General features: G+C 74.8%; 15 protein-coding genes. 6 read left to right on the forward strand and 9 right to left on the reverse strand.

What is annotated here, in order from left to right; translation table 11 throughout:
* Positions 1 to 2: 2 nt before the first annotated feature.
* From AC4BDD_RS21190 to pgfA, 6 genes are all read right to left on the reverse strand, one after another.
* Positions 3 to 854 (reverse strand): class I SAM-dependent methyltransferase, encoded by an 852-nt coding sequence (locus AC4BDD_RS21190; RefSeq protein ID WP_490687028.1) that lies wholly within the window; start codon positions 852 to 854, stop codon positions 3 to 5.
* Positions 851 to 2,242: a condensation protein gene (locus AC4BDD_RS21195; RefSeq protein WP_490687029.1), complete on the reverse strand. Its 1,392-nt coding sequence runs from the start codon at positions 2,240 to 2,242 to the stop codon at positions 851 to 853. Before AC4BDD_RS21195 ends, AC4BDD_RS21190 begins: the two co-directional genes overlap by 4 nt.
* A gap of 643 nt (positions 2,243 to 2,885) precedes the next feature.
* Positions 2,886 to 7,547, reverse strand: coding sequence for an alpha-(1->3)-arabinofuranosyltransferase domain-containing protein (locus tag AC4BDD_RS21200; protein WP_490687030.1), 4,662 nt, complete (start codon positions 7,545 to 7,547; stop codon positions 2,886 to 2,888).
* On the reverse strand, positions 7,544 to 8,269 hold the full coding sequence (locus AC4BDD_RS21205) for a class I SAM-dependent methyltransferase (protein ID WP_490687031.1): 726 nt from the start codon (positions 8,267 to 8,269) through the stop codon (positions 7,544 to 7,546). The genes AC4BDD_RS21200 and AC4BDD_RS21205 overlap by 4 nt, the downstream gene beginning before the upstream one ends.
* A gap of 3 nt (positions 8,270 to 8,272) precedes the next feature.
* On the reverse strand, positions 8,273 to 9,667 hold the full coding sequence (locus tag AC4BDD_RS21210) for a glycosyltransferase family 4 protein (protein WP_490687032.1): 1,395 nt from the start codon (positions 9,665 to 9,667) through the stop codon (positions 8,273 to 8,275).
* Positions 9,668 to 9,832: 165 nt separating this feature from the next.
* Complete coding sequence (gene pgfA, locus AC4BDD_RS21215; RefSeq protein WP_490687033.1) at positions 9,833 to 10,786, reverse strand: cell envelope lipid trafficking protein PgfA; 954 nt, start codon at positions 10,784 to 10,786, stop codon at positions 9,833 to 9,835.
* A 237-nt stretch (positions 10,787 to 11,023) separates the two neighbouring features.
* On the opposite strand from pgfA, the gene AC4BDD_RS21220 reads away from it, so the two are divergent.
* The 3 genes from AC4BDD_RS21220 to AC4BDD_RS21230 all read left to right on the forward strand — a co-directional run bounded on the left by AC4BDD_RS21220 (position 11,024) and on the right by AC4BDD_RS21230 (position 13,257).
* Positions 11,024 to 11,185 carry a hypothetical protein gene (locus AC4BDD_RS21220; RefSeq protein WP_490687034.1) on the forward strand — a complete coding sequence of 54 codons (162 nt, stop codon included), beginning with the start codon at positions 11,024 to 11,026 and terminating at the stop codon, positions 11,183 to 11,185.
* 2 nt (positions 11,186 to 11,187) lie between these two features.
* Positions 11,188 to 12,462 (forward strand): PucR-like N-terminal domain-containing protein, encoded by a 1,275-nt coding sequence (locus tag AC4BDD_RS21225; RefSeq protein ID WP_490687035.1) that lies wholly within the window; start codon positions 11,188 to 11,190, stop codon positions 12,460 to 12,462.
* A 69-nt stretch (positions 12,463 to 12,531) separates the two neighbouring features.
* Positions 12,532 to 13,257 (forward strand): SCO2400 family protein, encoded by a 726-nt coding sequence (locus AC4BDD_RS21230; RefSeq protein ID WP_490687036.1) that lies wholly within the window; start codon positions 12,532 to 12,534, stop codon positions 13,255 to 13,257.
* Positions 13,258 to 13,338: 81 nt separating this feature from the next.
* Here AC4BDD_RS21230 and AC4BDD_RS21235 read toward each other — a convergent pair whose 3' ends face one another.
* Positions 13,339 to 13,764: a MarR family winged helix-turn-helix transcriptional regulator gene (locus tag AC4BDD_RS21235; protein WP_490687037.1), complete on the reverse strand. Its 426-nt coding sequence runs from the start codon at positions 13,762 to 13,764 to the stop codon at positions 13,339 to 13,341.
* An 87-nt stretch (positions 13,765 to 13,851) separates the two neighbouring features.
* Here AC4BDD_RS21235 and AC4BDD_RS21240 point away from each other — a divergent pair, with 87 nt between their 5' ends.
* From AC4BDD_RS21240 to AC4BDD_RS21250, 3 genes are all read left to right on the forward strand, one after another.
* Positions 13,852 to 14,871 (forward strand): NADP-dependent oxidoreductase, encoded by a 1,020-nt coding sequence (locus tag AC4BDD_RS21240; protein ID WP_490687038.1) that lies wholly within the window; start codon positions 13,852 to 13,854, stop codon positions 14,869 to 14,871.
* Positions 14,872 to 14,952: 81 nt separating this feature from the next.
* The gene (locus AC4BDD_RS21245; protein WP_490687039.1) at positions 14,953 to 15,780 is read left to right on the forward strand and encodes an EI24 domain-containing protein; all 828 of its coding nucleotides are present in this window, start codon (positions 14,953 to 14,955) and stop codon (positions 15,778 to 15,780) included.
* An 84-nt stretch (positions 15,781 to 15,864) separates the two neighbouring features.
* Entirely contained in the window at positions 15,865 to 16,071 is a 207-nt protein-coding gene (locus AC4BDD_RS21250; RefSeq protein ID WP_490687040.1) for a hypothetical protein, read from the forward strand.
* Between the two features lie 115 nt (positions 16,072 to 16,186).
* Here AC4BDD_RS21250 and AC4BDD_RS21255 read toward each other — a convergent pair whose 3' ends face one another.
* Together AC4BDD_RS21255 and AC4BDD_RS21260 are read right to left on the reverse strand one after the other, a co-directional pair.
* The gene (locus AC4BDD_RS21255; RefSeq protein WP_490687041.1) at positions 16,187 to 16,918 is read right to left on the reverse strand and encodes a carbon-nitrogen hydrolase family protein; all 732 of its coding nucleotides are present in this window, start codon (positions 16,916 to 16,918) and stop codon (positions 16,187 to 16,189) included.
* Positions 16,915 to 18,228 (reverse strand): pyroglutamyl-peptidase I, encoded by a 1,314-nt coding sequence (locus AC4BDD_RS21260; protein ID WP_490687042.1) that lies wholly within the window; start codon positions 18,226 to 18,228, stop codon positions 16,915 to 16,917. Before AC4BDD_RS21260 ends, AC4BDD_RS21255 begins: the two co-directional genes overlap by 4 nt.
* Between the last annotated feature and the right edge of the window lie 55 nt (positions 18,229 to 18,283).

The following is an 18,283-nucleotide window of genomic DNA, read 5'->3' on the forward strand; positions in this document are numbered from 1 at the left end:
GACTACACCCGCCTCGCGTGCACCAGCAGGATGGAGGCGAGCGACGGAAGCCGGCAGACGGCCCGGTCCAGCCCGCGCAGCGGGCCCGGCACCCCGTGGAACGGCGCCCCGGCCACGGCGGCGACCTCGAACCCGGACGCGGTCAGGAAACCGCGCAACGCCCGGGCGGTGTACAGCCGCAGATGGCCGACGACCTGGCTGCCGGGACGGCCGTGGATGCCGCGCAGGCTCACCTCCGAGAACACCGGCTGCACACCGGCGAGCAGCAGGCCGCGGTTGTACCAGGCCGCCAGGTTGGGGGTGGACAGCAGCAGATGGCCACCGGGACGCAGCACCCGGCGCAGCTCGTCCAGCGCCGCGTCCGGGTCGACCACATGCTCGATGACCTCGCTGAACAGCACCGCGTCCGCGCTGCGGGCGGCGAACGGCAGCCCGCCGTCGGTCAGTTCCCCGCGCACCACGGCCGGCAGCCGGGGCGCCGCGCGGCGCAGCGCGTCCTGCGACCAGTCGACCCCGACGACCCGGTGCCCGTGCAGATAGGGCAGGGCCACGGCCGCGGCCGTGCCGTCGCCGCACCCGATGTCCAGCACCGTGGCCGGGCGGCCGGCTGTCGCCGGACCGAGGGCGCGGGCCAGCATCCGGGCCTGCCGACGGCTGCGTTCCGCACCGGAGGCGACCGGTACGGCCGGGTCCTCGTAGAAGTCCCGCAGACCGGGGGCGGCCCCGGACCGGGCGGCGGGCCGCGGGCCGGACCGGGGGGCGAGCTGCGGACCGGAGCCGGGGGCGGCGGAACGTGGGCCGGCGGAACGGGGGGTGGTGGTCACCGGCTTGGCGGCGGCCTGGCGCTCACTCATGAGCCACCTCCAGCGGCTGGGGGGGTCCCGGCCACGGGATACGGGTCGGCGGGCGCGGTGGCGGCCAGTGCGCGGGTGAAGATCTCCCCCAGTGCCGCGCCCGCCGCGTCGTCGAGCAGCGCGCGCGACCAGCGCAGCGTCAGATGCAGCCGGCCGCCGGTGGAGGCACAGGTGAAGGTGAGGCCGCGCGGCATCCGGGCGGGGGCGGAGAACCAGACCGCGGTGGCCTGGCCGGCGTCGCCGAAGTCCAGCGGGAACGCGACCCGCCCGATGTTGCTGAGCAGGGCCGTCGACGTCCACGGGGCCGCCGCCCGGCGTATGCCCCGGGTCACCGCGGCGCGCAGCCCGACCGGTAGCAGCGGGGCGGTGAGCAGGGTGCCCGCCGGCCCCAGCTGTGCGGCGGGCCTGGCCTTGAGCGCCCGGGTGAGCTCGGCGGTGCGGTGCACCAGGCGGGCCACCGCCGCCGGGTCGGGGTGCTCGGCGGTCAGCAGCTCGGCGTCCGTCCGCTCCTGCGGGCCGAAACCGACCTCGACCAGCCGGGTGCCGTTGCCGATGGGCATCTCGGCCGCGCGCGGCCGGTCGTCGACCGGCATGGTGATCCGCACCGGTGCCGCCGGCCGGTCATGGAGGCGGTTCCAGCGGGCCGCCGTGAGACAGGTGGCGACCAGCAGCTGGTCATTGACGGTCGGCCGGACCGCCATCCCTCCCGCGGACTGCGCCCGCTGGGCTCCCGGACCGGTGTGCGGCGGGCGGGCCGGGACCGGCAGGTCCAGCAGGAGCATGCCGTTGCCCGGCGTGCCTGGGGACGGGGTGTCGGCGGCGATCCGGGCCGGCCGGGAACGGCCTCGTCCGGCGCCGGGCGCGGAGCGGGACGACCGCCGCGCCGGCCCGTCGCCGGTCGCGGCGCGGGCGGGCGGCGGCGCCGGCGGGTTCTCCCGGCCGCTGTACAGCGTGGCAGCGGTGGCGAGGATCCGCAGGCAGGACGGGCCGTCCAGCGCGGTGTGATTGATCGTCAGCAGCAGTACGCAGCCAGGCTCGTCCGGCCGGATCACCTGCTCCAGCCGGACGGGTGGGGAGACCTCGATCGGCGGGCACTGGGCCAGTGCCCGGGCCCTTGCGGCGTCCAGGGCGTCGGCGGCGGGCGGCGGGAAGCTCACCGGGTCCAGGTCCGGACCGTCGGTCAGCTCCCACTCGTACCGCCACCGCCACCAGCTGCCGGGCGCCTGACGCATGAGGATCCGCGGATGGAGCCGCAGCGCCTGGTGGAAGGCGTCACGCAGCCGACCGGGCTCCGGGCGGCCGGGCAGGTGGATCTCGATGTGCACGGTCTCCGGCTCCTGCTCCTGGTAGCAGTGCCGGGACACCTCGTCCACCGTGGGGAACGGCACGCGCGACAGCGGCCGGGCCACGGCCAAACCCCCCGGCCCGGCGGGCTGTACGGGCGGCGGGCCCGGTCTGCCGGAGCGCGCGGGCGAGGACGCCGGGCCCGCGGGGTCTACGGGCGGGCCTCCCGGCGGAGCCGTGGGCGCGGGGACTGAGTCCGGTCCGGCGGGTTGCGCGGGCACCGGTCCGGCGGGGTGGGCGGGCCCGGGCACGCCCGGCCGCGGTGCCCCCGCGCCGGGCACCGTGCCCGCCGCGCGATCGTCGCGGCGGCCCTCGTCGAGCGTGGTCATCGGCGGTTGTCCTTCCCCGTGTCGTGCGGGATGTGCTGCGCGTGCGGTCGCGGACGGTGGTGCGGGCCGGTGGGTGCGGCGGGCGCCCCGCCCCCGGCCCACCCGCTCGGGCCAGCCTGCCCGCCGGGCCCCAATGGCCGGCCCCGGCCTGCCGGTCCGCCGGCCCCGGTTTGCCCGCCCCTCCGGGGCTGTCCGCCGAGCCCCGGCGGCGGCGTGCTGCCGGGTTGCCCGGCGGAGGCAGGTGCTCCGGCGGTGCGGGAGCCGTCCGGGCCTGCGTGCCCGCTCTGCTCGGACCGCCCGCCCTGGCCGGGCGGCATGACCGCCGGGGGGTGGGCCCGACGGTGCTCGTGGAGCGTGGTCATCGGGCGTTGCCCTCCCCTGTGTCGTGCGGGCTTCGCTGGGCGTGGGGGTCCGGCGGCTCCGTGGGGGGCGCTCCGGCGCTCGGCCGGCCGCCCGGGGTGGCGGAACCCGGTGGTGGTCCGCTCGCGCCCGGTGTGCGGTGCGGGAGCGGGGGCGGGGTGGGCGGGGGCTGCCCGCCGAAGGGCGCCGGACCGGCGGTGATGGTGCGGCCGCCGACCGCGCCGGCGCCCGGAGCCGTGGCCGCGCCCGCGCCGGGGCCGGGCCCCGGGCTGCCGGGACGGTCGGCACCCGGACCCACGCTGTCCGCGCCGTCCGATCGGCCCTCCCCGTCGCCGGCCGGGCTTTCGCCGGGTCGGGCTGCCGCGTGGCGGCCGGGGATGCGGGTGGGCACGGTGATGACGGCGGCGGTCAGGGCGATGAGCGCCAGGAGTTGGGCGGCGGGGCTGAAGGCGCCGTCGTCCAGTCCGGCCGGGCGGCCCGCGCCGGTGGCGGCGACGATGCCCGCGGCGGCCATGGCGACCAGCGCGGTCGGCGGCAGCAGCGCGGGGCGCCACCAGGCGACCACGGCGAGCACCGGCACCACGAGCGCCAGCGGACCGGCGACCGCGACCAGCACCGCGGCCAGGGCGGCCGTGCCGAGCACTCCGCCCGGCGCCGGGGGCGCGATCTCCCACTCTTCCCGTGTCGGGGCGCCCGCATGACGCCGGGTCAGGGCCAGCCCCAGCAGCACCACCACGCCCAGCGCACCGCCGATCAGCCCGGCCTGGTACGTCGTGGACGGCTGGTAGCTCAGCCGGACCGTGCCGCCGGCGCCGGCCGGGACCAGGAAGCCCTGCTGCCAGCCGTCGACCCGCACCGGGGTGAGCCGGCGGCCGTCGAGGGTGGCGTGCCAGCCCTTGTTGTGGTTCTCGTAGGTCTGGAGGTAGACCGCCTGGCCCGCGCCGACCCGCACCGTGCGGTCGTCGCCGGACCAGTCGGTGGCCTTGACCGCGCGGTCCGCCGGGGCGGACGCCTGGGCCGTTCCGCGCCGCAGGGTGACGTCGGTCAGCGCCAGCGGGCCCGCGTCGCCCGCTTCCACCCGGTGGCGTCCGGAGCCCAGGTCGAGGGTGCCGTCCTCGGCGTCACCCGCGCACAGCTCGACCGTCACCGGACGGCGCTCGGTCAGATCCCGTACCCGACCGGAGGCCTTGGTGGCGTGCAGGGTGCCGTCCACCGCGAGCGGCGGGCCCTGCCCGCAGGGCAGCGTGAAGCGCGCCCGGGGGTCCGGCGGCGGGGTACGCAGCTCATCCAGCGCGGGGACGTACACCTCGCTGAGGCCGACCGGGAGTTGCAGGTCCTGCCCGGCGAGCGGATTGTGCAGCGACAGCGGCACGGTCTTGCTGATGGTGATGTCCAGCCGGTCGGTGGTGATCGGCTCGAACCTGGCCTGTCCCATCTCGTCGACCCCGGCCGTCGCGGCGCCGTCCGGGGAGTTGATCACGACCTGTTCGGGCCGGGTGGAGATGCCGCCCGCCGCCGCGAACACGATCTCGTCGATCTCCCGCTTCTTCGGCCAGCGCAGGTGCAGCACCGGGCGGTCTCCGGCGATCCACGCGGTGGTCAGGTCGCCGTCCACCAGGTTGCGGGCGCTCAGAGCCGTACCGGCCCGGCTGGTGGAGTCGGCGGTCACCTGGATCCGGGCCCGCTGCTCGGGCGCCACCGTGTCCAGCAGTCGGTCCAGCTCCCGGCCGGGCACGGCCAGCGCCTGGGCCGAGACCGCGTACTCGCCGGAGGAGGCGGTGCGGAACTGGCGGTGCAGGCCCACCTCGGCGGAGACCGGCGACAGGCCGCCGGGGTCGCTGCCGCGGTGCAGCGAGAAGACCGTGGCCGGGGAGTCGCCGCCCTGCGCGTCCGAGGGCAGTGCCAGCAGCCTGGTGACCTGCACCCCGGGGACCGACACCTCGGAGAAGCCGGCACCGGAGAGGCCGGGGCGCGGCTCCTGCGAGCCCACGATGGTGATCTTCAGCCACTTCGCGGGCCCGGCCGGGGCCCGCACCGACTGGGGGCCGCCGCCGGGCTGCAGCGGGCTGTCGACGCTGCCCTGCTCGGTCTCCACCCGCACGGCGGTGGGCGCGGCCCGCAGTCCGTCGCCGGGCAGCGGCGTCAGCTGGAGGGAGGCGGGCATCGTCACGGTCTCGGTGAAGTCGGCGCGCAGCCACTGCCCGACCGGCCGCCCCGCGCTGCCCTCGGCCCACGCGGTGTCCGGGTTGCCGTCGAAGGCGTTCACCGGGTCGTACTGCGGCAGATGGAACAGCCAGGTGCCGCTGCTGGAGGCGGTCACCCGGGCGGCGCCGCGCAGCACCGCCGTCGTCTGGTGGCCGCTCCCGGACACCGGCAGGATCTGCTTCGGCGCCGCTCCCGGATTCTGCAGACTGCCCGGGTGGTTCCGCTCGTCGGCGGTGTAGGTGTACGAGGTGTTGGCGTTGACCAGGCCGAAGCGGGTGTCGGCGCGGCGCAGCCCGTCCGCGACGAACTGCACCGGCGGGGTGTCGATCCCGGGATGGGCGTCCCCGGTGAGCACGGTCGGACGGTTCCGCAGCGTGGGGTCGGCCGACAGCTGGAGCAGCGCCTCCGGTCCGCCGCTGACCTGCGCGGTGGCCGCCACCGCCCGGACCCCGACCGGCCCCGGACGCGCGCTGTCCACCGGCCGGTAGATCTCCACCGCCTGCCGGCGCGGGAAGAGCCCCTGCACCTGCACCGGGGTGTCGTCGGGTATCCGGCCGCCGGTCAGCAGAGGGCCGAAACCGGTCACCTTGCGGTAGCCGGACGCCTCCAGGGTGGCCGCCACGGTCTGCGGCGGCACATAGCCCAGCTGATCGGGGTCGAGGTCGTTGCGCAGCACCACCTCGTACAGACCGGCCCGGGCCAGGAAGTCCCGCAGCCCCGGCACCTCGGCGCCGGTCATCAGCGCCTGCTCCACGGCGTCCATCGTCCGGCGTGACCCGGGGGTGCCGAACGGTACGTAATCGCGTTGCGCCCAGCGGGAGTCGGCGAGGACGTCGAGCGGCTGGTCGATCGGATCGCCCCAGGTGTACAGGCCGTGCGCGGTGGCCGGGACGACCAGGGCGCGGCTGCCCGCGGAATTCCTCTCCAGCCAGTCCGCGGCCCGCTCCCAGTGCCCGGGGAGCTTCTTGAACGCCCCCGGCTGGAGCGCGGTTCCGTTGAGGTACGGCAGGGCCAGGCCGGGCAGCAGGAGCAGTCCGGCCAGTGCGGGCACCAGCCACCGCCCGGCCCCGGCCAGCCGGCCGGGCACCGGCCCCCGGCCGGATGCCGGCTCCGCGCCCGGCCCGTGACCGGATGCCGGCTCCGCGCCCGGCCCGCGACCGGATCCCTGCCCGGCGCTCGGCCCGCGGCCGGACCCCGGCGCGGCCTCGCGCGCGGGCGCGGGTCGGCCGCCCGGCAGCGGGCGCGCGGCCGCCACCGCGGTCAGATGGGCGATGCCGAAGGCGAGGGCGAGCGCCAGCCCCGGCTGGAACTTGTAGATGTTCCGGAAGGGCTTGAGCCAGCCGTTCAGCCACTCCTGCACGGTGCCGTGGAAGGGCGCGCCCAGCGCGCCCCCGTACCCGGCGAGCGTGATCAGCGTGACCGCCAGCACCGTCAGCAGCAGCCAGCGGCGCTCCGGCAGATCGCGCCGGGCGAGCCCGGCCAGGCCGAGCGCCGCCGCGCCCGCCGACCCCAGCACGGCGAGGGTGTAGGTCGCCGCGGTCCAGCCGCCGGGCAGCCAGGCGTCGCCGAAGTTGAGGTACGCAACCCAGTTGCCGGTGCCGCGCAGCAGCTCGGTCGCCGACATCGTCGCGGTGGTGGTGTCGGCCTGCTCGACGTACGGCATGAAGTCCTCGCCGTAGGTGCCCAACAGCAGCAGCGGCACCACCCACCAGGCGGTCGCCAGCACCACGCCCGGCAGCCACCAGCCCAGCAGCGCCCGCCGCCGCTTCCCCGCCGGCCGGCTGAGCAGGTACAGGCCCACCGGCAGCAGCGAGGCGAGCGTGGAGGCGGCGTTCACCCCGCCCATGAACGGGATCAGCAGCGCGGAGCGGGCCGCGGCCACCCGCGCACTGGTGGCCGGGTTGGTCAGCGGCAGCAGCACCCAGGGCAGCAGCGCCCCGGGCAGCGCGGCCGCCGAGGTGGAGCCCACCACGATGGAGAAGGTCGGCCACAGCGCGTATCCGGCCGCGGCGAGCAGCCGGGTGGCGGGCGAGCCGACGCGCAGCCGCTCGGCCAGCCGCAGCGCGCCCCAGAAGGCGGTGGTCACCACGATCGACAGCCAGAGCCGCTCGGCCAGCCACACCGGCAGGTGCACCACGTCGGCGAGCGCGTAGTACGGCAGCATCGGGAAGGCGTAGCCGATGTACTGGTCCGCGATGCCGCCGAATCCGGCCCGGTCGTGCCATAAGTGGGTGAGGTCGCCCAGGAAGCCGAACGGATCGAGCGCCACCCCGAGCTTGGTGTCGAAGGTCATCTTGCCGGGGGAGGGTGCGAGGAAGGCCACCAGCGTCAGCGCGAAGAAGCCGAACAGCCAGCGCCGCCCCCGGGGCCGCCCGGGATCCGGACGCCGGGCCTCCGGAGCGGCGCTCGATGCCGGGGGAGTTGCCGGCGGAGGGGAGTGGAGCACCTGGGTCATGGCGACCGCCTCAGGATCAGCAGGAGGTTCCACGTGGCGACTTCACGCAGTCCGGGCACCCGGGTGACGGCCTCGGCGAGGAACGGCCAGTACCGGGAGCGGGCGCAGACCACCGACACGTCGTCGCGGCCGCGCACCTGCCGCAGCGTGGGCCCGATGTGGACGGGGAAGAGGTTCTCGCCGACGGTGTGCTTGGGCCGGCGGCCGGTGCGCCGCTGGTAGCGCTGCCGCGCCCGGCGGGCGCCCAGGTAGTGCCAGGGCGCGGTCTCATGGCCGCCCCAGGGCGAGAGCCAGTTGGTGAACGAGAGGTAGATCAGCCCGCCGGGCCGGGTCACCCGCACCATCTCACTGAGGAAGGTCTGCGGATCGGCCACGTGCTCCAGGACGTTGGAGGAGAAGCAGACGTCGGCGACGCCGTCCGCCAGCGGCAGCAGATAGCCGTCGGCGACGACCGCCCCGGCCGGTGTGCGGCCGCGGGCGCCCAACTCCCGGATATCGGGCTCGAAGAGGTAGCTGTGCGCGCCGCGTCGTCGGAACTCCTCGGTGAAGTGCCCGCTGCCGCCGCCGATGTCGACGACCAGCCGGCCGCGCAGCGGCTCGTACCGCTCCACCTGCCGTACGGCGTCCCGGGCCAGCAGCCCGTAGCAGTGCTCCGGGTCGGTCTGCTCGCGCAGGAAGGCACGGAACAGCGCCACCGACCGCCGCACCGATGGGTCGCGCATGGCCTACCGCCCGGGTCCCGGCCCCGGCGCGGAGGACGCCGAAGCCGCCGAAACCGGGGATGCCGAGGCCGCCGAGACCGGGGGCGCCGAAGCCGAAGCCGGGGGTGCCGAAGCCGGGGGTCCTGAAGGCGCGGTGGCCGGACGCGGGCCGGAGAAGGCGGCGAACGCCTCGGCCGCCACCTCCTCGAAGCCCCGGACCGTGCCGCTCCAGCGGAAGTTCTCGGCGCGGCGGCGGGCCGCCGCCCCCATCGCCTCCCGCCGCGTCCCGCTGAGGGCCAGCGCGCACCAGGCGGCGGCGAAGGAGCTCTCGCCGCGCGCCAGTACGCCGGTGACACCGTCCGCCACGGAGTCCCGCAGGCCGGGAATGTCGAAGCCGATCGCCGGGGTGCCCCGGATCGCGGCCTCCATCACCACCAGCCCCCACCCCTCGACCAGCGAGGGGTGGAGCAACAGCCAGGACTGGCAGAGCAGGCGGTGCTTTTCCTCCTCGGACACACGCCCGGCGAAGGTGACGCCCGGCCCGGCCATCGCCTCCAGCCGGGAGCGCTCGGGACCGTCGCCGACGATCACCAACCGCCCGCCGGTGACCGGCCGGACCCGCTCCCACAGCCGCAGCAGCAGGTCGATCCGCTTGTACTCCACCAGCCGGCCCATGGCGGTGAAGAGCGGCTCGGGGGCCTTGGGCAGCAGCCTGCCCGGCTCCGCCACGCCGTTGTGCACGATCCGGATCCGGTCCTGCGGTACGCCCAGCGTGCGCAGCGCCGCGGCGGTGGAGCCGGAGACCGCCACCATCAGGTTGCCGCGGTGCGTGCCGGCCAGCGCCCAGTGCTCCAGGCGTCTGCCGAGCCGCGCGGCGGGTGCCGGCAGCCGCATCCCCCACAGCTCCGTGTGCACGTGGTTGACCAGGCAGAGGGTGGGCCCGCGGTGCCACAGCGGCGCCAGGTACGGCATGCCGTTGCTGACCTCGACCAGCAGATCGCAGTCGCCGACCTGCCGGGCGAACGCGCGGCGCGCCCGCAGATAGTGATCGGCGTCGCCGCCCACCGACACCACGCGGTAGCCCCGGTGGGTGGCCGGTCCGCCGCACAGCAGGGTGACCTGGTGGCCGTGGGCGGTGAGCCCGTCGGCGATCCGGTCGATCAGTAACTCGGAGCCGCCGGCAGCCGGATTGCCCAGGTCGCGCCGGGCCAGGAAGACGATCCGGCGCGGCACCGGGGTCGCCGGCCGCGCCGGGGGCGCGGCGGCCGCGGCCGGGCCGGCCGCCGAAAGGAGCTGCGAGGCGCTGGGGATCTGCGCGCAGGACGCGGCCTGCGTCAGGGCGGGTGCGGGGAGTTCAGGGCGAATGGTGGGGGGTTGAGGGCGGGTGGTGGGGGGTGAGGTCTTCACGTGCTGGGGCATGAGCGCTCCAACTCGTCTCGGGGGAGGGAGAGCGGGGGGAGCGGACCGGGGGGTGCGTGCGTGCTCGTGAGGTGTGCTCAAGTTTTCGCCGAAGCGTTCGACTCCGGCTACTCACCGAGGTGACAATTTCCGGGCCGCCAGGGACGGGCGATTCATCACCCGAGTTCAGCCGCGGGCCCGGCGCGGCCGGCCGCGTACCAGCGTCACGGCACCGGCCGCGGTGAGGAAACCGCCGGTCACAGCGGCGATCAGCGGCACGGTCCGGCCCACGAGGTCCAGTTGGTCGTTGTCATCCTTGGCCAGGTCCACCTGCTCCCGCTGGGTGGCCACGGTGAATTCCAGGCTCTTGCCGTGCAGCAGCGTGACCCGGTCGCCGCCCTTGCCGCCGGGGGCGCGCAGCGCCAGCCGGGGCGAGATCGTCGCGTTGATGATCCGGCCGGTGCGCTGGTCGGCGACGAGTTCGATGCGCTCGTTGGAGTACCACTCCTCGGCCTGCACCTGGCCCTGCCGGGCGCGGCCCACCAGCCGTCCGGGCACCTGCCGGGAGCCGACCTCGGTGGGCCGCACACTGCCGGTGAAGCGGTAGCCCCGGTGGCCCTGTACCTCCGTGGTCCCGGCGAACCGGAGCGGCACCGTGGCGCCCAGCGTGCTGTCCCACCAGCGGTAGGTGCGCTTGTGGAGGTCGAAGGGGAACTTCAGGTACGCCTCGCCCTGGAAGGGCCGCGGGGACTCGCCGCAGCAGTGCTCGGGGGCGTTGGTACGCCGGTCGGTGACCCACCGTTCGGTGGTCCACTGGAGGGACTTGCGCGGATCCTTCAGCGGCAGGCTCTTGGGGGTGTCGATGGTCGTGGACACGTCCCACACGGCGGTGTTCCGGTCGCTGTCCCGCACATCGCCCAGCACATGGCGGGTGATGGTGAGCCGCTGGCCGGACCGCTCCTTGACCGCGTCGGCGTCGAAGTAGCTGCCCTGCCCGGTGAAGACCGTCGTGACGTCGGTGTCGATGGGGGTGCGCTTGGCGCGCGGTTCGACGTACCAGGCCAGCATCGGCGCCAGAACCAGCAGGAATATGCCAAAACCGAAGATGATCAGATGCAGCGGAGATACCGAACGGCGCATGGCATGCACTCCGTCCCGTGGGGAGTCTGGGAATTCTCGGTCAGGGCGGCCAGGACGCCGGTCGGAAAACGGCCTGGTGGCCGTGGCGGATTCGCACCGACCGGCCCTACTGACGAGTTATCTGTTTGGGCCGGGACCGTAGGCAAAGGGTTGACTTAGTGTCAATGCCCCCCGCATCCTGACCGTGAATCCGGACCGGGGCCGGTGCGTAGCCAGATGGAAGGGGCTCAACGCGCCATGCCCAGACTTCTCGTCGCGGCACTGACCGCGGTCCTCGCCGCCGGGCTCGCCGTGGCCGCCGCCGTCGGAATCGTCGCCCTGCTGAACGCCCCGCCCGATCAGCCCAACGTCCCCCTGGTCACCTTTCCCACGGCCGGGACGGCGCCGGGGGAGCGTTAGCGGTGGCCCCCCTGGGCTCGGCATGGGCCGGCGTCCCCGCGCGGCTCAAGCGGGCCTTCGCCGAGGAGTTCATCGCCGGTATCCCGGCGCTGGCGGAGGACATCCTGCGCGAGATCCGCCGCGAGTACCCAAGGCTTCCCGCCATCCCCGACGAGCACGGCGTGCCCATGGCGCTGGTCGCCATCCGGGGCGCGCTGGAGCACTTCATCGAGCAGATCACCTCGGACTCGGGGCGCGCAGCCCGGATCCACCCGCCCACCCTCTTCCAGCAGTTCGGCCGTGGCCAGGTCCAGCACGGCCGGAGCCTGGACTCGCTCCAGGGCATGTACCGGATGGGCGTACGGCTGGCCTGGCGCCGGATCGCCGAGCTCGGCCAGCGGATGGAGATCCCGGCGCCCGCGATGTACGAGCTGGCCGAGACGGGGTTCGAGTACCTGGACGGCCTGGTCGCCGAGTCCATGCTCGGCTACGCCGAGGCCGCCGCCCGCGAGGCCGGGGAACGGCTGCGGCTCCAGCGCCGCCTGCTTCAGGTGCTGCTCGGCGAACGCCACCGGCAGGACCCGGACGCGCTCGCCGAGCGGGCCGCCCGGATCGGGTGGCCGCTGCCGGAGCGCGTCGCGGTGGCCGTGCTGCGCCGGCCCGCCCGGCTGGGCCCCGCCCAGGAGGCGCTGCCGCCCCCCGTCGCGGAGGGCGTCCTTCTGGACATGGAACGCGAGCAGCCGCGCATGGTCGTCCCCGAACCGGAGGCCCCCGGGCGGCCGGAGCTGCTCCGCCGGGCGACGGCGGGCTGGACCGGCGCCCTCGGCCCGGCGGTGCCGCTCGCCGACGCGGCCACCTCGCTGCGCTGGGCCACCGTCGCGGTCGGGCTGATGGAGCGCGGGCTGCTGCCCGGCGACGAGCTGCTGGACTGCGCCGAACACACTGAGGCACTGGTCCTGCTGCCGCCCCAGGAGCTGATCGACGCCCTCGCCCGGCGGCGGCTGGCGCCGCTGGCCCGGTGCGGCCCCGCCCACCGCCGGCACCTCGCGGAGACCCTGCTGGCCTGGCTGGAGACGCGCGGCGGAGCCCCGGAGGTGGCCGCCCTGCTGGGGGTGCACCCGCAGACGGTCCGCTACCGGCTGCGGCAGATCCGTGAGCTGTGGGGGGACGAGGTGACGGACCCCGACACCCGGTTCGAGCTGGAGCTGGTCCTCCGCGCCCAGCGGCTGCGCGGCGGCCTCGGACCGGACGCCACCGGCCCCGAGTGCCCCGGCGAACCCGGCCCTGGGGCCCTGTGAGGTCTGCACACGATCCTCACACGGAGCGGTATCTGGCCTACCCGGGGGTCACATAATCTGCCCCGCGAGATGGATAGGGATTACTGCTCGCCATGCCACCGGTACCTCAACGGTGCGCTGTCCTGCCCGGGGTGCGGAGCCCCCGCCCAGGACCATTCGGCGTCGTCCGCCCGGCCCGGTGCCGGGGCCGAGGAACCACCGACCGGTGACACCTCGACGCGCGCGTCCCGGCGCAAGGCGTCCCACGGCAAGCCGCGCCGGCCGGCCGGTCGGGCCCGCCGGGCCAGGCGCGGGCGCGGCCGCCGGGTGGTCATCCTCGCCTCGGTGCTCGGTCCGATCCTGGCCGCCGTGTTCGTCGCCGACCTGTCCACCGAGGGCGGCCTCTTCCACGAGCGTGAGACCACCGACGACCGCCAGTCGGTCGCCGAGCGCGGCTACCAGGACCCGGACGAGCCGGGACCCGGCGCCCCGAGTGCCGGACCATCCGCCGCGCCGAGCCACGGCACCATGCCCGGGGACGAGCGCCCGGCGGACGAGGACGAGAAGAAGGGCAAGAAGAAGAAACGGGACAAGGACCGGTCGGAGGCCACTCCATCCCCGGGAGCGAGCGCCTCGCCCTCCGGTGCCCCGCGGCCCACCGCCACCTCCCCGGCCCCCGGCGGCGACCCCACCCAGCCCAGCGACCCGGGCCCCTCGTCCCCCGCCCCCGATCCGTCCACGGCCCAGCCCACCTCCGACCCGACCCCCGAGCCCACCAGCTCCCAGCCGACCTGCCGCTGGTGGGTGCTCTGCTGACCCCGGGCTCGTGCCGGACCCGCGTGCGCATGGCAACCCCGGCATCCGCCTGCGCTACGGCAACCCCGGCGTCCGCCTGCGCTACGGCAGCTCCAGCATCCGCTTGAGCAGATCGCGCAGCGCCCCGCGCTCCCCCTCCGAAAGCGCCGCGAGCGGCTCCCGCGCGAAGTTCAGCGACCCGCGCAGCTGAGCGGCGGTCCGCAGCCCCTCCTCCGTCGCCGCCGCGAGCTTGACCCGCCGGTCCGCCGGATCCGGGCGGCGCTCCACCAGCCCGCGGGCCTCCAGCCGGTCCACGATCCCGGTGACGTTCGACGGCTCGCACTTGAGCTGCTCGGCGATCCGCCGCATCGGCGCGGGCTCGCGGGCGAGCAGCGACAGCAGCCGTGCCTGGGCGCCGGTGAGCGCGTACCCGGCGGCCGCCTCCTCGTACTCCTCGTGGTAGCGCGCCACGATGGCGCCGATCAGCTCGACGACCTCAAGGGTCAGGGGGTCGGTGCGTGGCGTCATGCGACCCAGCCTACCCAATTACTTGACTTCCTTAAATATCGATGCCAATGATTGTTTCAGTACCTGAAGCTTTAGGAGGCACCCGCCATGACCGCCACCCCCGCCACCAGCCGCGAATGGCACCTGATCGCCCGCCCCGAGGGCTGGCCCAAGCCGTCGGACTTCGCGCTCCGCGAGGTGCCCGTCGCCCAGCCCGGCCCCGGCCAGATCCTCGTCCGCAACCTCCACATGTCGGTGGACCCCTACATGCGCGGCCGGATGAACGACGTCAAGTCCTACATCCCGCCGTTCCGGCTGGACCAGCCGATGGACGGCGGCGCGGTCGGTGAGGTCATCGCCTCCGAGGCGGAGGGGATCGCGGTGGGCGACCACGTCCTGCACGGACTCGGGTGGCGTGAGTACGCCGTGCTGGACGCCGGGCACGCCGTCAAGGTCGACCCGGACGCGGCCCCGCTCTCCGCGTACCTCGGCGTGCTCGGCATGACCGGCCTCACCGCCTACGCCGGTCTGCTGGAGGTCGCCTCCTTCAAGGAGGGCGACGCGGTCTTCGTCTCCGGCGCGGCCGGCGCGGTCGGCAGCCAGGTCGGCCAGATCGCCAGGCTCAAGGGTGCCTCGCGGGTGATCGGCAGCGCCGGGTCGGACGAGAAGGTCCGGCTGCTCATCGACGAGTACGGCTTCGACGCCGCCTTCAACTACAAGAACGGCCCGGTGGCCGACCAGCTCAAGGAAGCCGCCCCGGACGGCATCGACGTCTACTTCGACAACGTCGGCGGCGAGCACCTGGAGGCGGCGATCGGTCGGCTCAACGTCCACGGCCGGATCACCGTCTGCGGGATGATCGCGCAGTACAACGAGACCGAGCCGCCGGCCGCGCCGCGCAACCTCGCGCTCGTCATCGGCAAGCGGCTGCGCATCCAGGGCATGCTGGTCAACGACCACCGGGCGCTCCAGCAGCAGTTCATGACCGAGGTCAGCGGCTGGATCCGCGAGGGCGGGCTGCGCTACCGGGAGACGTTCGTGGAGGGCATCGAGAACGGCGTGGACGCCTTCCTCGGCATGCTGCGCGGCGCCAACACCGGAAAGATGGTCGTCAGCCTCGACGACTGAACCCGGCGGCCGACCCCCGGCGACCGACCCTTCCTGGTCCGCCGGGAGGTACCCCCTGGAGGGTCCCCTAAGCTGCGGGCCATGCGTGATCTTGCCGCCGGTTTCGGCTATCTGGTGAAGGGGCAGCGCTGGGTCACCCGGCACGGACGGTGGTGGGGGTTCGGGATGATTCCCGCCCTCATCACCCTCCTCGGGTACCTCGCGGCGCTGGTGGCCCTGGTGTGGTGGACCGACGACATCATCGCCTGGGCCACCCCCTTCGCCGACGACTGGGCCACCCCCTGGCTCGGCCTCTTCCGGGGCGCGCTCGCCCTCCTCCTGGTCGGCACCTGTCTGCTGCTGGCCGTGATCACCTTCACCGCGGTCACCCTGCTGGTGGGCCAGCCCTTCTACGAGTCGCTCTCCGAGGAGGTGGACCGCTCGGTGGGCGGCACCGCGCCCGAGTCCGGGCTGCCGCTGTGGAAGGAGCTGTGGCTCTCGGCGCGGGAGAGCCTCGCCGTGGTGATCCGGGCCGCGGTGTGGGGTGTGCTGCTCTTCGCGCTGGGGTTCGTGCCGTTCGTCGGCCAGACGGTGATCCCCGCCCTCGGCTTCTGCGTCTCCGGCTTCTTCCTCGCCGAGGAACTGACCGCGGTGGCGCTGGCCCGGCGCGGCGTCCCGCTGAAGGCGCGGCTGCGGATGCTGCGCGGGCGCCGGCTGCTCACCCTCGGTTTCGGGGTCCCGCTGGCGCTGCTCTTCCTGATCCCGTTCGTCGCGGTGCTGGTGATGCCCGGCGCGGTGGCCGGGGCGACTCTCCTGGTACGTGACTTGACGGGCGAGGACGAGGCGGCGGCCGCCGCCCAGGGCTCAGCTGACCCAAGCCGGCTGACGGATCGTTTTTCCCATCCCGCGCAGGGGCGAAATAACGCATAGCGGCGCACGCGCGGTGTATCAATGAGGTGCCATTCACCGGGGAAGTGAATTCCCTCGGTAATCCACAAGGAAGATCGTCACATCATGCACCGTATTGCTACAGCCGCCGCCGTCGGAGCCGCCGCGCTCCTCGGTGGCTTCGCAACGCCCGCCAGCGCCGATGGCGGTCAGGTCGCCGGTTCATTCATTCAGAAAAGCATGGAAGACCACTATGAGGTTCTTCCGGTCTCGGTGCCTCTCACCGGAATTCTGACCAAAGCGAATCTGAACAAGGCGACCACGGAGAAGTAATTCCGGTGGGGCGCTGCCTGAAGCGGACGGCGCCGGACGGGCCGGCAATACCGATATGCGGCTTCGCCGCGTTGCCGGCCCGTCCGGCGCCGACGTGTCTTCCCGGCGCCACCGCTCAGGACGGGCCCAGGGGCAGTTCGACCAGCACCAGGCCCGCCCCGCTGGACGGGCCCTCGGCCAGCAGGCCGCCGTCCGGGCCCCACGCCGCGCTGCGCCCGCAGCCCGTCAAGCTCCCCGTCACACCACCGGGGTTGGCCAGTACGACATACAGACCGCCCAGCTTGGCCAGCGCCGGGTAGTGCGGCTCGCCGCGCGCCACATCGGTCTCCAGGTCGTGCACCGCGCTCGACAGGTACACCGCGCAGCCGTCCGCGCCGGCTCGCTCGGCCACGTCGGGGAAGCGCGAGTCGTAGCAGATGGCCAGGGCGAAGGGGACGCCGTGGAGGGTGAAACGGCCGTCCCGGTCGCCGGGGACGAAGACGTCGTTCTCCTCACCGGACAGGTGCAGCTTGTCGTAGGCGGTGAGCAGTTCGCCGTCCGGGCCGAACACCAGCGAGGTGATGGTGAGCGTCCGCCCCTCGCGCACCGCGCAGTTGACCACCGCCGCGACGCCCGCCGCCCGGCAGGCCGCCGCCACCGGTGCCAGGCGCGCGTCATCGGTGGTGACGGCCAGCCGCTCGGGGTCGGCCGCGATCGCGGACGGGTCGTAGCCGGTGAGGCACAGCTCGGGGAAGACCACGAGATGGGCCCCGCGCGCGGCCGCCCCCTCGATCTGTCCCGCGATCGATGCCGCGTTGGCCGTCACGTCCAACGGCAGGGGAGTGCATTGCGCTGCTGCGAGGATCATGAGGCCAGTGTGCCCGTCGCGACGCACAGCACCTCACGCACCTGGGCGATGATCGCCAGCCGGTTGCGGACGAAGTCGGGATCGGTGACCTGACCGGTGGCCGGGTCGGTGTTGTCCGGCCCGAACTTCAGCACCGGGGTGTGCAGGTGGCCGCCGGGCGCGTCCAGCCCGACCGCGTCGCGCAGCAGGGTGGCCCGGTAGGCGATCTCGTTGGAGAGGTAGTCGCCGCCACCTCCCGCGCGCGCCGTGGAGCCCTCGGTCGGCCCGTCCGGCCTGACCACCGGCTCCGTCCCGCCCGCCGGAATCTCGGTGACCGCCGTGTTGTCGTAGACCGGGAAGGGACCGGTGTCCGCGGCGGTGATCGTCCGGTACGGCAGGGTGGTCCTCGTCCACTGCGGTTGCGGCTCGGTGCTGGGCACCCCGGGCGGCACCGGCACCGTCTCGGTCCGCGACACCCGGAGGTTGTCCGGGTAGCCGCCGCGCCAGGCACCGTTGGTGCGCTCCACGTCGAACCGCCCCACCCGCCCCTGGCTGATCGTCATGAACAGATCGGCCCGCCGGGGCCCGGAACGGAAGCGGGGGAGCAGGGTCCGCTCGACCGTGCCGTCCGCGAAGTCCGCCCAGCGGACCGGGAAGACCGCGGCCTCGATCCGCGCCGGCCCGGCCGCGGTGTGGATCACGGTGCCGTCCAGCGCCAGCGCCGCGGCCCCCGAGGGGTTGCTGCGGCGGATGTCCGCGTCGAGCTGGAAGGGGTCGAAGCCGGTCACCACGATCCGCTTGAACCGCTTGCCCGCAGGCAGGTCCAGGGAGTCCTGGCCACGCGAGGAGCGCTCCAGGGCGGCGAGCAGCCGAGCCCTGCGCGCCTCGCTCAGCGGGAAGGACGGCCGCCACTGGGCCAGCGCGCGGGTCATGCCCAGCCGGGCCCAGTACAGCGGCCGGTCGTCGTCCCGACTCAGCTCCTCCTCCGGGCCCTGCGGTCCGCGTCCCTGCGCCCGGTCCACCGCCCGCTCCCACAGCCGCGCGCCGTGCCGGCCGACCACCCGCTCGGCCTGCCGGAGCGAGTCCGCGCCCGCCAGCGCGCGGGCGAAGTCCGGCGCGACCGTGTCGAATCCGCCGCGCCGCAGGATCTCCTGGGGCACGGCCTGGTCCAGCCGCTGCTCCTCCACGGTCGGCGCGGTGTCGGAGGCGGTGGCCCGCGAGGCGGCGGGTGCCTGCCCTGCCGCGGCCGGGGCGGCCAGGACGGTCAGCGGGCCGGTCGCGGTGAGCAGGGCGGCGGCCAGTACGGCGAGCCGGTGGGGTATCCGTGGCATGCCAAGTCCTTCCGGAGTGTTGATCGCATCGCGGGACCGGGACGGCAGTATTCCG

Source organism: Streptomyces sp. JLBT605 (genome assembly GCF_058215555.1).

Excerpts from the sequence above, each read along its gene's own strand:
- AC4BDD_RS21205 (WP_490687031.1), bottom strand. The coding sequence starts at position 8,269 with ATGCGCGACCCATCGGTGCGGCGGTCGGTGGCGCTGTTCCGTGCCTTC.
- AC4BDD_RS21200 (WP_490687030.1), bottom strand. The coding sequence starts at position 7,547 with ATGACCCAGGTGCTCCACTCCCCTCCGCCGGCAACTCCCCCGGCATCG.
- pgfA (WP_490687033.1), bottom strand. The coding sequence starts at position 10,786 with ATGCGCCGTTCGGTATCTCCGCTGCATCTGATCATCTTCGGTTTTGGC.
- AC4BDD_RS21260 (WP_490687042.1), bottom strand. The coding sequence starts at position 18,228 with ATGCCACGGATACCCCACCGGCTCGCCGTACTGGCCGCCGCCCTGCTC.
- AC4BDD_RS21210 (WP_490687032.1), bottom strand. The coding sequence starts at position 9,667 with ATGCCCCAGCACGTGAAGACCTCACCCCCCACCACCCGCCCTCAACCC.
- AC4BDD_RS21230 (WP_490687036.1), top strand. The coding sequence starts at position 12,532 with ATGGATAGGGATTACTGCTCGCCATGCCACCGGTACCTCAACGGTGCG.
- AC4BDD_RS21255 (WP_490687041.1), bottom strand. The coding sequence starts at position 16,918 with ATGATCCTCGCAGCAGCGCAATGCACTCCCCTGCCGTTGGACGTGACG.
- AC4BDD_RS21240 (WP_490687038.1), top strand. The coding sequence starts at position 13,852 with ATGACCGCCACCCCCGCCACCAGCCGCGAATGGCACCTGATCGCCCGC.
- AC4BDD_RS21245 (WP_490687039.1), top strand. The coding sequence starts at position 14,953 with ATGCGTGATCTTGCCGCCGGTTTCGGCTATCTGGTGAAGGGGCAGCGC.
- AC4BDD_RS21220 (WP_490687034.1), top strand. The coding sequence starts at position 11,024 with ATGCCCAGACTTCTCGTCGCGGCACTGACCGCGGTCCTCGCCGCCGGG.
- AC4BDD_RS21190 (WP_490687028.1), bottom strand. The coding sequence starts at position 854 with ATGAGTGAGCGCCAGGCCGCCGCCAAGCCGGTGACCACCACCCCCCGT.
- AC4BDD_RS21235 (WP_490687037.1), bottom strand. The coding sequence starts at position 13,764 with ATGACGCCACGCACCGACCCCCTGACCCTTGAGGTCGTCGAGCTGATC.
- AC4BDD_RS21250 (WP_490687040.1), top strand. The coding sequence starts at position 15,865 with ATGCACCGTATTGCTACAGCCGCCGCCGTCGGAGCCGCCGCGCTCCTC.